The following is a 14,541-nucleotide window of genomic DNA, read 5'->3' as shown; positions in this document are numbered from 1 at the left end:
GCGAGTTAGAAGTCACCCCAAAGCTGCTGGGCCACCGCCAGCGCTACCACCGGCGCGGTTTCGGTGCGTAGCACTCGTGGCCCGAGGCGGGCGGCGTGGAAACCGTTGGCCTTGGCCTGTTCGACTTCGGCGTCGGACAAACCGCCCTCCGGCCCGATCAGAAACGCCAGGGTCGCCGGTTTGGCATGGCTGATCAAAGGTTCGGCCACGGGATGCAAAACCAGTTTCAGATCCGCCTCGGTCTGCTTCAGCCAGTCGGCCAGCAGCACCGGCGGATGAATCACCGGCACCCGCGAACGACCGCATTGCTCGCAAGCGCTGATCGCCACCTGACGCCAGTGCAGCAGGCGCTTGTCGGCGCGTTCGTCCTTGAGCCGGACTTCGCAGCGTTCGCTGAAGATCGGGGTGATTTCAGTCACGCCCAGTTCGGTGGCTTTCTGGATCGCCCAGTCCATCCGCTCGCCCCGGGACAGGCCCTGGCCGAGGTGGATCTGCAACGGCGATTCGATCTGACCGGCAAATTGCTCATCGATGCGGACCACCACACGTTTCTTGCCGACTTCTGCCAATGCACCAAGAAATTCATGGCCGGAGCCGTCGAACATCTGCACCGCATCACCCTCGACCATGCGCAGCACGCGGCTGATGTAATGCGCCTGGGCCTCCGGCAATTCGTGTTCGCCGAGGCTCAGAGGGGCGTCGATAAAGAAGCGGGACAGTCTCATTTCGGATCTCTGGAAAAAAGTGAATCAGTTGAATCGGTGTCGGCCTCATTCGCGGGCAAGCCCGCTCCCACAAGGAAAAGCATTCCCATGTGGGAGCGGGCTTGCTCGCGAACGGACTCAACCCGGATCGCGGAAGCCGGGATGGAAGTCTTTCGGCACCGCCACGCTGACGCTGTCGCGGGTGGCGATGTCGATGCCCTCGCTGGCGACTTCGGCAAGGAAGTCGATCTGCTCCGGGGTGATCACGTACGGTGGCAGGAAATACACCACGCTGCCCAGCGGACGCAGCAGCGCGCCACGCTCCAGCGCATGCTGGAACACTTTCAGGCCGCGCCGCTCCTGCCACGGGTAGGCCTCGCGGGTGGCCTTGTCCTTGACCATCTCGATCGCCAGCACCATGCCGGTCTGGCGCACCTCGGACACGTTCGGGTGATCGATCAGGTGCGCGGTGGCCGAAGCCATGCGTTGCGCCAGGGCCTGGTTGTTCTCGATGACGTTGTCCTGCTCGAAGATGTCCAGCGTTGCCAGCGCCGCCGCACAGGCCAGCGGGTTGCCGGTGTAGCTGTGGGAGTGGAGGAACGCGCGCAGGGTCGGGTAGTCGTCGTAGAACGCGCTGTAGACCTCATCGGTGGTCAGGCACGCCGCCAGCGGCAGGTAACCGCCGGTCAGGGCTTTCGACAGACAGAGGAAATCCGGACGGATACCGGCCTGCTCACAGGCGAACATCGTCCCGGTGCGGCCGAAGCCGACGGCGATTTCGTCGTGGATCAGGTGTACGCCATAACGGTCGCAGGCCTCGCGCAGCAGCTTGAGGTAGACCGGGTGATACATGCGCATGCCGCCGGCACCCTGGATCAGCGGCTCGACAATCACCGCCGCGACGCTGTCGTGGTTTTCGGCGAGGGTCTGTTCCATGGCGGCGAACATGTTGCGCGAGTGCTCTTCCCAGCTCATGCCCTGCGGGCGCAGGTAGCAATCGGGGCTTGGCACCTTGATGGTGTCCATTAGCAGCGCTTTGTAGGTCTCGGTGAACAGCGGCACGTCACCGACCGCCATCGCCGCCATGGTTTCGCCGTGGTAGCTGTTGGTCAGGGTGACGAAGCGCTTCTTGTTCGGCTGACCGCGATTGAGCCAGTAGTGAAAGCTCATTTTCAGCGCGACTTCGATGCACGACGAACCATTATCGGCGTAGAACACCCGGTTCAGGCCTGCCGGCGTCATCTGCACCAGGCGCTCGGACAGCTCGATCACTGGCTGATGGCTGAAACCGGCCAGAATCACATGCTCCAGCTGATCGACCTGATCCTTGATGCGCTGGTTGATGCGCGGGTTGGCGTGACCGAACACGTTGACCCACCAGGAGCTGACGGCATCCAGGTAGCGCTTGCCTTCGAAGTCTTCCAGCCAGACGCCTTCACCGCGCTTGATCGGGATCAGCGGCAGCTGTTCGTGGTCTTTCATCTGGGTGCAGGGATGCCACAGAACCGCGAGATCGCGTTGCATCCACTGATTATTCAGGCCCATTTACAGTCTCCTCGAGGCGGCTCGCGTCGGGCGCGGGCAAACAATCGCGCAAGCCTATGCAATGCGTCGGCCGGGGACAACCCATTGTGTCGATTGAGCTACTTTCCATAGGTCGATAGACGTCGCTGGCGGCGTTTTGATGGCTGACGTATTCTTCGCGGTTCTTTGGGTCGACTGGCCCGCAAAACTGCTTTTTTCCCGTGTATTTCCGGAGTTCGCTGAATGTCTGTCGGTTGGCTGCGCGCCTGTGCGCTGGTGGTGTTGGGGCTGTTCAGCGTTACGGCGCTGGCCAAGGATAAAACCGCGATCGTGATCGGCGGCGGCCTGTCGGGCCTGACGGCGGCTTACGAGCTGCAGAACAAGGGCTGGCAGGTGACCTTGCTGGAAGCCAAGCCGAGCCTGGGCGGTCGCTCCGGCATGGCCACCAGCGAGTGGATCGGCAACGACAAGACCCAGCCGGTGCTGAACAAGTACGTCTCGACGTTCAAGCTGAGCACCACACCGGCGCCTGAGTTCGTGCGGACGCCGGGCTACCTGATCGATGGCGAGTACTTCTCCGCCGCCGATCTGGCGACCAAACAGCCGGCCACCGCCGAGGCGCTGAAACGCTACGAGAAAACCCTCGACGACCTGGCGCGCTCGATCGACGATCCGCAGAACCCGGCGTCCACCAACACCCTGCATGCACTGGATCAGATCAACGTGTCGAACTGGCTCGACAAGCAGAACCTGCCAGCCACTGCGCGTCAGTTGATTAACCAGCAGATCCGCACTCGCTACGACGAGCCGTCGCGCCTGTCGCTGCTGTACTTCGCGCAGCAGAGCCGGGTTTACCGTGGCGTGTCCGACCGCGACCTGCGGGCTTCGCGCCTGGTCGGCGGCAGCGCGGTGCTGGCTCAGGCCTTCGTCAAGCAGATCAAGACCATCAAGACCAGCTCGCCGGTTTCCGCCATCACCCAGGACAAGGACGGCGTGACCGTCAAGGTCGGCGGCGTGGGTTATCAGGCCGATTACGTGGTGCTGGCCGTGCCGCTGCGCGCGCTGAACAACATTCAGATGATCCCGGCGCTGGACGCCCAGCATCTGGCCGCGATCAAGGGCACCAACTACGGCTGGCGCGACCAGATCATGTTGAAGTTCAAGACGCCGGTCTGGGAAAGCAAGGCGCGGATGTCCGGCGAGATCTTCAGCAACACCGGCCTTGGCATGTTGTGGATCGAACCGGCGCTCAAGGGTGGCGCCAACGTGGTGATCAACCTGTCCGGCGATAACGCGCGAGTGATGCAGGCCTTCGGCGACAAGCAGATGGCCGATCAGGTACTGATTCGTCTGCACACCTTCTATCCACAGGCCCGTGGCTCGTTCACCGGTTATGAAATCCGTCGCTACAGCACCGACCCGTCCACGGGCGGTTCTTACCTGGCGTTCGGTCCTGGCCAGATCAGCAAATACTGGCGCCTGTGGGAGCGTCCGTTGCAGCGCGTAGCGTTTGCCGGCGAACACACCGACACCCTGTATCCGGGCACCCTGGAAGGTGCGCTGCGCACTGGTCAGCGCGCGGCCGGTCAGGTTGAGGACCTGGCGGCCGGCAAGTCGTTCGAGCCGGTCAAGGTCGGCCCGACAGCCGCGGCTGCCGCTGTGGCAGCAGGTGCGGCCGGTGGTGCGGTGGCGGCGAAGAAGGGCAACTTCTTCAGCAACCTGTTCGGTGGTTCGGACGACGACAAGAAGCCAGAGCCGGCCAAGGCCCCGGCGCCTGCGCCAGCTCCGGTTGCGCCAGCGCCAGCGCCTGCACCGACGCCGGCCCCAGCACCCGCCCCGGTGGAAGCGCCGAAGCCAGCCGCTCCGGTAAAAGCCGAACCGGCGAAAAAGGCCCCGGCCAAATCGACGGCGAAGAAGCCTGCAGCCAAGTCCGACGCGAAAAAGGCTCCGGCCAAGGCCCCGGCAAAAAAGGCCGAGCCAGCCAAGAAGCCAGCGGCAAAACCGGCGGCAAGCACCGAGACCAAGGCGCAGTAAGCCTTGTGGTGAACAGAAAAGCGCGGCTCTGAGGCCGCGCTTTTTTTTGCCTGCAAGATCATCTTCGCGAAAATCTGCTCACACTTTTGACCAAGTCATGCCGGTGAGTACGGTATGCCGTGGAATACGGCTTGCCCGCGAAGAGGGCGGATCAGGCAAAGAAAATCTGCGATCTACGCACTAATCTCTCGCCACGCGTTGGCCTTTAATCTTTCCTTAACTCACCACTTACAGACTCTTGATCGTATTTCTCGATATTTCAAAGCGAAATTTTCCGCTTTAATTCGATAGATAACTCGCTAGTCTTGGTTCGCAGTTCTCACAGGATTTGGGCAATGCAGCTACGTAACTCTTCTTCGCGCTACGGTTGGGTCAGCATCTTTATGCACTGGGGTGTGGCGCTGGCGGTCTTCGGACTGTTCGCGCTCGGCCTGTGGATGGTAGGGCTGGATTACTACAGCACCTGGCGCAAAGACGCGCCGGATCTGCACAAGAGCATCGGTCTGGTGCTGCTGGGCGTGATGCTGTTACGGGTGCTGTGGCGCTTTGTCAGCCCGCCGCCATCGACGCTGGATAGCTACAGCCGCATGACGCGCATCGGCGCAAAGTTCGGCCACGCGTTTCTGTATTTCGGTCTGTTCGCTGTGATGCTTGCCGGTTACCTGATTTCCACCGCAGACGGTGTCGGGATTCCGGTGTTTGGCCTGTTTGAAGTCCCTGCATTGATTTCCGGACTACCGGATCAGGCAGATACCGCTGGGGTGATTCATCTGTACCTGGCCTGGGCGCTGGTAATTTTTTCCGGCCTCCATGCGTTGGCAGCATTGAAGCACCACTTTATTGATCGTGATGCGACCCTGACTCGAATGCTCGGCCGCAAAGCCTGATGTTCAACCTCGACTCCAAAGGAAAAGAAAGCATGTTGAAAAAGACTCTGGCCGCTCTGGCAATCGGCTCCGCCGTACTGTCCGCCAACGTAATGGCCGCCGATTACACCGTTGACAAGGAAGGCCAGCACGCCTTTGTCGACTTCAAGATCAGCCACCTGGGCTACAGCTACATCACCGGTACTTTCAAGGACATCGACGGCAAGTTCAGCTTCGACGCCGCCAAGCCTGAAGACAGCAAGATCGAATTCAACGTGCGCACCGCCAGCGTGTTCACCAACCACGCCGAGCGCGACAAGCACATCGCCAGCAAAGACTTCCTGGACGTGGGCAAATTCGCTGACGCCAAGTTCGTCTCCACCAGCGTCAAATCCACCGGCAAGAACGCCGCCGGCAAAGACACTGCCGACGTGACCGGCGACCTGACCCTGCACGGCGTGACCAAGCCGATCGTGGTCAAGGCTGTGTTCCTGGGCGAAGGCAAGGATCCATGGGGCGGCTACCGTGCCGGCTTCGAAGGCACCACCAGCATCAATCGCCAGGATTTCGGCAAGATGATGGATCTGGGCCCGGCGTCGAACAACGTCGACCTGTACATCTCGTTCGAAGGTGTGAAAGCGAAGTAATTTTCGCCCGACACACAAAAACGCCCCCGGTCTTGTGGCCGGGGGCGTTTTTTATTGCCTGACATATTTCGCCAGCGTCGCCGGGTTCCCGTGGCGGAAGGTGTCGCCCATAAAAAATGCCCCGTCAGGGGCATTTTTCAGTGCAGGGAAAAACTCAGCGATTGCGGGTCAGCAAGGCCGGTTTTTCGCCGCGCGGACGGCTTGGCAGTTGATCGAGCTGCTCAGGCGTCGGGAAGCGGTCGGCTTTCGATTCCTTGTGCATGATCTTCGGCCCGCTGCTGCGCGGGTTCTGCACGGCCGGTTCGGCGCGCTGCTGATCGTCACGGGCCGGGCGGCGGTTGCGCGAGGACTCGTCGCGACGACCCTGGCCGTCACGCGGTGCGCCGTTGCGCGGACCGTTGCGTTTGCCCTGCGGTGTGCCGGTGCCGGAGCCGCTGCTCGAACCGCCGCCATTGCTGCGTGGGCCGTTTTGGCGACCTTGCGACTGACCGTTGCGCGGTGCGCCCGAGCCTGCGCCCTGACCCTGGCCACCGCCAGGACGACGACCACGCCCGCCGGCCGGAGCCTGCTTCGGCACGTAGTCGACGCGGTTACCGAAGTTATCGATATCGTCGTCGAGGAATTCATCCGGCGCCCGATCGGCAGCGGCGCGTGGCGGCTGACTTGGCTGGCGCTGTTCGCGGGCCGGGGTGCCTTCGCGTGGCTTCTGCTGACGGGCAGGACGCTCGCCGCGTTCACCCCGTTCGCTACGCTCACCGCGCTCGCCGGCCGGTTTTTCCTTGCCCTTGTCCTTGCCTTTGTCTTTACGACCGCCGCCACCGCCATTCGGGCCGTCGCCGCGCGGGCCACGGGCATTGCGCGGGTTGCGCATGTCCGGACGTTCACGGGCTTCCGGTTTCTCGGCTTCGATGGTGCTGGCGTCGAAGCCCATCAGGTCGCCGTCGGCGATTTTCTGCTTGGTCATGCGTTCGATGCTTTTCAGCAGTTTTTCTTCGTCCGGCGCGACCAGCGAGATCGCCTCGCCCGAACGACCGGCACGACCGGTACGACCGATGCGGTGTACGTAGTCTTCATCGACGTTCGGCAGTTCGAAGTTGACCACGTGTGGCAACTGGTCGATGTCCAGGCCACGGGCGGCGATGTCGGTGGCGACCAGAATGCGCACTTCGTTGGCCTTGAAGTCGGCCAGGGCCTTGGTGCGGGCGTTCTGGCTCTTGTTACCGTGGATCGCCACGGCCGGCAGGCCATGTTTGTCCAGGTATTCGGCCAGACGGTTGGCGCCGTGCTTGGTACGGGTGAACACCAGTACCTGTTCCCACGCGCCAGCGGTGATCAGGTGGGCCAGAAGCGCACGCTTGTGGCTGGCCGGCAGACGGAAAACGCGTTGCTCGATGCGCTCGACCGTGGTGTTCGGCGGCGTCACTTCGATGCGTTCCGGGTTGTGCAGCAGCTTGCCGGCGAGGTCGGTGATGTCTTTGGAGAAGGTCGCCGAGAACAGCAGGTTCTGGCGCTTGGCCGGCAGACGCGCGAGGACTTTCTTCACGTCATGGACGAAGCCCATGTCGAGCATGCGGTCGGCTTCGTCGAGCACGAGGATTTCGACGTGGGACAGGTCGATGCTGCCTTGTCCGGCGAGGTCGAGCAGACGGCCGGGGCACGCTACCAGCACATCGACGCCACGGGCCATGGCCTGGACCTGCGGGTTCATGCCGACGCCGCCGAAGATGCAGGCGCTGACGAATTTCAGGTCACGGGCGTAGATCTTGAAGCTGTCGTGAACCTGGGCCGCGAGTTCGCGGGTCGGGGTCAGGACCAGTACGCGGGGTTGGCGCGGGCCGTGACGCTGGGATTTGTCCGGGTGACCGTTGGGGAACAACCGCTCCAGGATCGGGAGGGCGAAACCGCCGGTTTTACCAGTACCTGTCTGTGCCGCGACCATCAGGTCGCGACCTTGCAACACGGCGGGGATGGCCCGCTGTTGCACCGGAGTAGGCTCGGTATAGCCCGCGTCTTCGATAGCGCGGACCAAAGCCTCGGAGAGACCGAGGGAAGCAAAGGACATGAGTAATCCTGTTTTAGTTAGGGCTTGGCCCAATGGGAGTCTTGCCTGGCGCGAATGGCGTTTAAGAGGACGCAATCCCGTCCGGTCCTGCTACGGTCCCGAAGGCACGTCTGGAGCGCTCGCGCGGGCTGAAAAGCTGCGCTGTAGCGGGTCGAGAGGCCTGTTACGGTTCCGCGCGTCCGGGCGTGAGCCTGGCGGGAGGCCGGAGTATAACAGAGCAATCACTGTGCGCTGCGTTCCTGCTGCTCAACGGTTTTGCCGCTGGCGGTGGCGGTGCCCGGCGGAACGCCCAGGGAAGGGTCTGCGCCATAGCGGGCGCTCAGCTCGGCGTAGGCCGGTTCACGCTTGAAACGCTTGAGTTCGGCACCGAAACGCTGCACCAGCAAATCCATCCCTGCATTGCGTCGCACCGCGAGAAACTGGCTCTGACGGCTGATGACCGTGGGGTTTTCAGTAATTTTGTCGCGGATGTCCAGCTCATCGAGCAAATGCTGGCCGACCCGGCGGTCGGTAATCAGCAGGTCGATGCGTCCGCGCACCAGTTTGCCGAAATTGGCCTCGTGGGTCGGCGCCGGCTCGCGGGTAAAGAGCGGAGATTCGCGGAAGTCCGGGCTGTACAGATAACCCGGCGAGGTGCCGATGGTCAGGCCCTTGAGCTCATCGAGGGAGCGAAATGGATGGGGACGTTCGTTGGCGTAGAACAGCACGAACTCCACGTCCGACAGCGGTTCGCTGGGGTAGAGCAGGGTGGCGTCGCGTTCGTCGCTGTGGAAGATGTCGAGCGCGCCGTCGGCCTGGCCGGTTTCGAGCATGGATAGGCAGCGTTTCCACGGCAGGAACTGCCACTCGACTTCGATTCCCAGGCGCTTGAACACAATGGCGGTGGTTTCGTAGTCCAGACCGAGGTTTTTGCCGTTCTCCTCATACACGTAAGGCGCCCACGGCTCGGTGACAATACGCAACTTCTCGCCCCGGGCTGCAAAGCTCAGGCAAGCAAAAACCAGCACGGCGAATAATTGCGTGATCAAAGGCATGGCTTGAGATTACGACGAGAAACCGGAAAGAGCCAGAAAGTGCCTGCACAAGCTCTAATTCGGGGATTTAAAAGCAAAAGATCGCCGCCTGCGGCAGGCGGCGATCTTTTGATCTTGCGTGAATCTGTCAGCGTTCAGCGTGTGGCTGTTTCAACGCGGCAGCTTCAGGTTATTCCAGATCGCCAGGCTGGGTTCTGCCTGGTTCATGGAATAGAAGTGCAGCCCTGGCGCGCCGCCCTGCAACAGACGCTCGCACATGTCGGTGACGACCTGCTCGCCGAAGCGCTGAATGCTTTGGGTGTCGTCGCCGTAGGCTTCCAGCTGCTTGCGGATCCAGCGCGGGATTTCCGCACCGCAGGCATCGGAGAAGCGCGCGAGTTTGCTGTAGTTGGTGATCGGCATGATCCCCGGCACGACTGGAATGTCCACGCCCGCGGCCTGCAAACGGTCGACGAAGTAGAAATAGCTGTCGGCGTTGAAGAAGTACTGGGTGATCGCGCTGTCGGCGCCGGCCTTGGCCTTGCGTACGAAGTTGGCGATATCGTCTTCGAAGTTGCGCGCTTGCGGATGCATTTCCGGGTAAGCGGCGACTTCAATGTGGAAATGCCCGCCGGTTTCTTCACGAATGAATTCAACCAGCTCATTGGCGTGACGCAGCTCACCGCTGGTCATGCCCATGCCGGACGGCAGGTCGCCACGCAGGGCAACGATGCGCTTGATGCCGGCGGCCTTGTATTCGCTCAGCAGGCCGCGCAGGTCGTCCTTGCTGTCGCCGACGCACGACAGGTGCGGCGCGGCGGGGATTTTCACTTCGTTTTCCAGCTGCAGCACGGTGTTGAGGGTGCGATCACGGGTCGAACCACCAGCGCCATAGGTGCAGGAAAAGAAGTCGGGATTGTAAGTTGCCAACTGACGGGCAGTGGCGAGCAGTTTTTCTTGCCCAGCATCGGTCTTGGTCGGGAAGAACTCGAAGCTGTAGCGACGTTCTTGGGACATGGTCATACCCTTGGAAACTCGTAAGCCGGGAGCGCAGGCATAACCCATGTGGGAGCGGGCTTGCCCGCGAAGGCGTCAGCACATCCGGCATCGATGTCGTCTGACACACCGCTTTCGCGGGCAAGCCCGCCCCCACAGGGAGAGCGGGCGGCCGCGTCGATCAGTAGCGGTAAGCGTGCGGCTTGAACGGGCCTTCGACGGTCACGCCGATGTAGTCAGCCTGCTGCTTGGTCAGTTGAGTGACCACGCCGCCGAAGCCGCGAACCATTTCCAGGGCCACTTCTTCGTCGAGTTTCTTCGGCAGAACTTCAACGGTCAGGCGCTCGGCTTTCTGGGCTGGCGACAGGTCGGCGTACTTCTGGCCGAACAGGAAGATCTGTGCCAGAACCTGGTTGGCGAACGAACCGTCCATGATGCGGCTCGGGTGACCGGTGGCGTTGCCCAGGTTCACCAGACGGCCTTCGGCCAGCAGGATCAGGTAGTCGTCGTTCTGAGCGTCGAAAGCGCCCGGGCCGGTACGGTGGATCTTGTGTACCTGTGGCTTCACTTCTTCCCATGCCCAGTTCTTGCGCATGAAAGCGGTGTCGATTTCGTTGTCGAAGTGACCGATGTTGCAGACAACGGCGCGCTTCTTCAGGGCTTTGAGCATGTTCGCATCGCAAACGTTGACGTTACCGGTGGTGGTCACGATCAGGTCGATCTTGCCCAGCAGCGCTTTGTCGATGCTTGCTTCGGTGCCGTCGTTGATACCGTCGATGAACGGCGAAACCAGTTCGAAACCGTCCATGCAGGCTTGCATGGCGCAGATCGGGTCAACTTCGGAAACCTTGACGATCATGCCTTCCTGACGCAGGGACTGGGCCGAACCCTTGCCCACGTCACCGTAGCCGATGACCAGCGCTTGCTTGCCGGACAGCAGGTGGTCGGTGCCGCGCTTGATCGCGTCGTTCAGGCTGTGACGGCAGCCGTACTTGTTGTCGTTCTTGGACTTGGTCACCGAGTCGTTGACGTTGATGGCCGGGATCTTCAGCTCGCCCTTGGCCAGCATGTCCAGCAGACGGTGAACGCCGGTGGTGGTCTCTTCGGTCACGCCGTGAACGCGATCCAGAACCTGTGGGTACTTGTCGTGCAGCAGCTGGGTCAGGTCGCCGCCGTCGTCGAGGATCATGTTGGCGTCCCATGGCTGGCCATCCTTGAGGATGGTCTGCTCCAGGCACCACTCGTACTCTTCTTCAGTCTCGCCTTTCCAGGCGAAAACCGGGATGCCGGCAGCAGCGATGGACGCGGCGGCCTGATCCTGAGTCGAGAAGATGTTGCAGGACGACCAGCGTACTTCGGCACCCAGGGCAACCAGGGTCTCGATCAGCACGGCAGTCTGAATGGTCATGTGGATGCAACCGAGGATTTTCGCGCCCTTGAGCGGCTGCTCGGAAGCGTACTTGCGGCGCAGACCCATCAGGGCTGGCATTTCCGACTCGGCGATGATGGTTTCGCGACGGCCCCAGGCAGCCAGGGACATGTCGGCGACTTTGTAGTCGGTAAAATCTGCAGGCGTGATTACAGCGCTCATGAAGAGCCTCCATTCGTAAAGTATGCGAATGGGCGCCGTTGTGCGTTTAGTGTCCGGCCTTGGCCAGTCAACGCCCCATCCGAGCCTGACAGGTTGAACCTGCTGCAGCGCCCCTCGGACAGGTGGCGGGAAAACGGTAGCAAGTGAAGGTTACCGTTTTGAAACGCCGGCGATTATAGCCGTCTAGACTGATCTTCCAAAGGGTTTCTGTCGGCCAGATGAAGATTGCCAATGATGGCCATAGCGGATGGCTCATGGAGCGTGACCGTTGGGTCTGACATGATGGCCACCATCATTGGGCAAGACGTCAGGAGCGAGCATGAATTTCCACACCCGCAAATGGGTAAAACCCGAAGATCTCAACCCCAACGGCACCCTGTTCGGCGGCAGTCTGCTGCGCTGGATCGACGAAGAGGCGGCGATCTACGCCATTGTCCAGTTGGGCAATCAGCGCGTGGTGACCAAGTACATCTCCGAAATCAACTTCGTCAGCGCCTCGCGCCAGGGCGACATCATCGAACTGGGCATCACCGCCACCGAGTTCGGCCGAACCTCGATCACCCTGACTTGCGAAGTGCGCAACAAGATCACCCGCAAGAGCATCCTGACCGTCGAGAAAATGGTTTTCGTCAACCTTGGCGAAGATGGCTTGCCGGCGCCGCACGGGCGGACCGAGATCAAGTACGTCAAGGATCAGTTCAAGGACGAGGAAGTCGACCAGTAAAATCGCGGCGTGCCGTTCGCGAGCAAGCCTGCTCCCACAAGGATCGCTTGATCCGCTGTGAGCGCGGGCTTGTCCGCGAAGGCGATTTCAGCAGGCGCAGAGATTCTCGTGGCCAATGAACAGTCGCGAACCGCGCGTGTCGTAGCTAAATGACACCCCCACGGTTCGCACGCCATGACCACTCCGACCTCCGGCAAGACCCCCGACCTCTCCGCCAAGGAACAGCACGAAGTCGAGAAAAACCAGCCGCCCCGCGCGGCGGTTCTGCATGAAATCATCCGCACCCAGGGCGACCAGGAACTGGAGCGCAGCATCGCCGCCTTATGGTGGTCGGCGCTGGCGGCGGGGCTGACCATGGGCCTGTCGCTGATGGGCATGGGCCTGCTCAACTCGCGCCTGCCCGACGGCGAGGGGTTCAAGGTGATCGCCAGTTTCGGTTACTGCGCCGGTTTTCTCGCGGTGATCCTCGCCCGTCAGCAACTGTTCACCGAAAACACCCTGACCGCCGTGCTGCCGGTGATGACCAAGCCGACACTCGGCAATTTCGGCCGACTGCTGCGGCTGTGGACGGTGGTGCTGTTCGGCAACCTGTGCGGCACGCTGCTGGTGGCGTTCGTAATGCTGGAGTTGCCGATCTTCGACAGCAAGACCGACGTCGCCTTCCTCGAAATCGGTCGCAAGGTCATGGAACACAGCGCCAGTCAGATGTTCGCCAAAGGCATCGTTTCCGGCTGGATGATCGCCACCATGGTCTGGATGATTCCGTCCATGGAGAGCGCGAAGATGTGGATCATCATCCTCATCACCTACTTCATGGCCCTCGGCGATTTCACCCACATTGTCGTGGGCTCGGCGGAGGTGTCGTATCTGGTGTTTGCCGGCGAGCTGCCGTGGAGTGATTTCTGGGCGGTGTTTGCCGGGCCGACGCTGGCGGGGAACATCATCGGCGGCAGTTTTATCTTCGCCCTGATCAGCCATGCGCAGATTCGCAGCGAAAGCGGCGCGCCGAAGGAAGGTGCGGATCGGGCCGGGAAAAATCCCGATCCGCAGTCGATCAAAAAATGATCAGTGATGCGCCGGCTCGGCCACGGTCGCCGGCTCGTTGCGCGTTGCGTGCTTGACCAGTTTGCCAATGGTCAGGCCCTGCAACAGGATCGACGACAACACCACGATGTAGGTGATGCTCAGCAACAGATCGCGCTCCGGCCCCAGCGGCAGGGCCAGGGCCAGCGCCACTGAAACACCGCCACGCAACCCGCCCCAGGTGAGGATGCGAATGGTGCCGCTCGGCACCGTGCGCCAGCGCCGCAGCAGGACGATGGCCGGGGCCACGGTGAGCAGGCGCGAGAGCAGGATCGCCAGGGCCAGCAGACTCGCCGCCGCCACATGCAGCCAGTTGAACGGCAGCAGCAACAGCTCCATGCCGATCAGCGCGAACAGCAGGGCGTTGAGCATGTCGTCGAGCAATTCCCAGAAACCGTCGAGGTACTTGCGGGTCATGTCGTTCATCGCCAGGTTGCGGCCCAGATTGCCGATGATCAGCCCGGCCACCACCATCGCGATCGGCGCCGAAACGTGCAGTTCGGTGGCCATCGCCGAGCCACCGATCACCAGCGCCAGGGTCAGCATCACTTCGATCTGGTGCTGCTCGATGCTCTTGATCATCAGGTACACCAGATAACCGATCAGCCCGCCGAACAGCACGCCGCCAATGGCTTCGTGGGCGAACAGCATGGCCGTGGCGCCGAGTGTCGGCGTCTCACCCAGCTGCGCGATGCCCAGCAGCACGGTGAACACCACCACGGCGGTGCCATCGTTGAACAGCGATTCGCCGACGATGGTGGTTTTCAGTGGCTTCGAGGCATTGGCGGTACGCAGCACACCCAGTACTGCGATCGGGTCGGTCGGCGAAATCAGCGCACCGAACAGCAGGCAGTAGAGGAAACTCACGTGCCAGCCGAACAGGGCAAAGATGTAGTAGGCGAGGCTGCCGATCACGGCGGTGGCGATCAACACGCCGAAGGTCGCCAACAGGCCGATGGGCCAGCGATAGCTGCGCAGGTCATTCAGATTGACGTGCAGGGCGCCGGCGAACAGCAGGAACGACAGCATCCAGTTCATCAGCAGATCACCGAAGTCGATCTGGCCGATCAGTTGCTGGACGCGTTCTTCCAGGCCGGGGTAACCCAGCAGGCTCAGGCCTTGCAGTGCCAGGGAGAACATCAGCGCGGTGACCATCACGCCGATGGTCGGGGGCAGGCCGATGAAGCGGAAGTTGACGAAGGTGAGGAGGGTGGTGAGGCAGATGAAAGCGGCGACAAGCTCAAGCATCCGGGGTCCTTTGGATGAGGGATGGAAAGTGGGGTTTGATGGGGTGGGT

Annotated in this window: 12 protein-coding genes and 1 riboswitch; of the genes, 5 read left to right on the top strand and 7 right to left on the bottom strand. The window is 61.8% G+C overall.

The window, feature by feature from the left end; translation table 11 throughout:
* Positions 1 to 5 precede the first annotated feature (5 nt).
* Entirely contained in the window at positions 6 to 725 is a 720-nt protein-coding gene (locus N8H74_RS00940; RefSeq protein WP_262145866.1) for a 16S rRNA (uracil(1498)-N(3))-methyltransferase, read from the bottom strand.
* 117 nt (positions 726 to 842) lie between these two features.
* Positions 843 to 2,249, bottom strand: coding sequence for an adenosylmethionine--8-amino-7-oxononanoate transaminase (locus N8H74_RS00935; RefSeq protein ID WP_262145865.1), 1,407 nt, complete (start codon positions 2,247 to 2,249; stop codon positions 843 to 845).
* A gap of 222 nt (positions 2,250 to 2,471) precedes the next feature.
* On the opposite strand from N8H74_RS00935, the gene N8H74_RS00930 reads away from it, so the two are divergent.
* The 3 genes from N8H74_RS00930 to N8H74_RS00920 all read left to right on the top strand — a co-directional run bounded on the left by N8H74_RS00930 (position 2,472) and on the right by N8H74_RS00920 (position 5,775).
* Positions 2,472 to 4,262, top strand: coding sequence for a flavin monoamine oxidase family protein (locus N8H74_RS00930; protein ID WP_262145864.1), 1,791 nt, complete (start codon positions 2,472 to 2,474; stop codon positions 4,260 to 4,262).
* A gap of 335 nt (positions 4,263 to 4,597) precedes the next feature.
* A complete protein-coding gene (locus N8H74_RS00925) occupies positions 4,598 to 5,149 on the top strand; it encodes a cytochrome b (RefSeq protein ID WP_217829456.1) in 552 nt (183 codons plus the stop codon).
* Positions 5,150 to 5,181: 32 nt separating this feature from the next.
* On the top strand, positions 5,182 to 5,775 hold the full coding sequence (locus tag N8H74_RS00920) for a YceI family protein (protein ID WP_262145863.1): 594 nt from the start codon (positions 5,182 to 5,184) through the stop codon (positions 5,773 to 5,775).
* Positions 5,776 to 5,929: 154 nt separating this feature from the next.
* Here N8H74_RS00920 and N8H74_RS00915 read toward each other — a convergent pair whose 3' ends face one another.
* From N8H74_RS00915 to ahcY, 4 genes are all read right to left on the bottom strand, one after another.
* Positions 5,930 to 7,837: a DEAD/DEAH box helicase gene (locus N8H74_RS00915; protein WP_262145862.1), complete on the bottom strand. Its 1,908-nt coding sequence runs from the start codon at positions 7,835 to 7,837 to the stop codon at positions 5,930 to 5,932.
* Positions 7,838 to 8,058: 221 nt separating this feature from the next.
* Positions 8,059 to 8,871, bottom strand: coding sequence for a transporter substrate-binding domain-containing protein (locus N8H74_RS00910; RefSeq protein ID WP_262145861.1), 813 nt, complete (start codon positions 8,869 to 8,871; stop codon positions 8,059 to 8,061).
* A gap of 150 nt (positions 8,872 to 9,021) precedes the next feature.
* Entirely contained in the window at positions 9,022 to 9,867 is an 846-nt protein-coding gene (metF, locus tag N8H74_RS00905) for a methylenetetrahydrofolate reductase [NAD(P)H] (RefSeq protein WP_217829460.1), read from the bottom strand.
* Positions 9,868 to 10,027: 160 nt separating this feature from the next.
* On the bottom strand, positions 10,028 to 11,437 hold the full coding sequence (ahcY, locus tag N8H74_RS00900; protein ID WP_217829461.1) for an adenosylhomocysteinase: 1,410 nt from the start codon (positions 11,435 to 11,437) through the stop codon (positions 10,028 to 10,030).
* A 23-nt stretch (positions 11,438 to 11,460) separates the two neighbouring features.
* A riboswitch (S-adenosyl-L-homocysteine riboswitch) is annotated at positions 11,461 to 11,559 on the bottom strand.
* A gap of 197 nt (positions 11,560 to 11,756) precedes the next feature.
* On the opposite strand from ahcY, the gene N8H74_RS00895 reads away from it, so the two are divergent.
* The gene (locus N8H74_RS00895; RefSeq protein ID WP_217829462.1) at positions 11,757 to 12,161 is read left to right on the top strand and encodes a hotdog domain-containing protein; all 405 of its coding nucleotides are present in this window, start codon (positions 11,757 to 11,759) and stop codon (positions 12,159 to 12,161) included.
* A gap of 174 nt (positions 12,162 to 12,335) precedes the next feature.
* Positions 12,336 to 13,226 (top strand): formate/nitrite transporter family protein, encoded by an 891-nt coding sequence (locus tag N8H74_RS00890; RefSeq protein WP_217829463.1) that lies wholly within the window; start codon positions 12,336 to 12,338, stop codon positions 13,224 to 13,226.
* Here N8H74_RS00890 and N8H74_RS00885 read toward each other — a convergent pair whose 3' ends face one another.
* On the bottom strand, positions 13,227 to 14,492 hold the full coding sequence (locus tag N8H74_RS00885; protein ID WP_217829464.1) for a sodium:proton antiporter: 1,266 nt from the start codon (positions 14,490 to 14,492) through the stop codon (positions 13,227 to 13,229).
* Positions 14,493 to 14,541: the final 49 nt, after the last annotated feature.

It is taken from the genome of Pseudomonas sp. B2M1-30, assembly GCF_025447575.1.
Classification (GTDB): Bacteria; Pseudomonadota; Gammaproteobacteria; order Pseudomonadales; family Pseudomonadaceae; genus Aquipseudomonas; species Aquipseudomonas botevensis.
The sequence above is the reverse complement of the archived record's forward strand: the minus strand, read 5'-3'. Positions and strand labels throughout refer to the sequence as shown.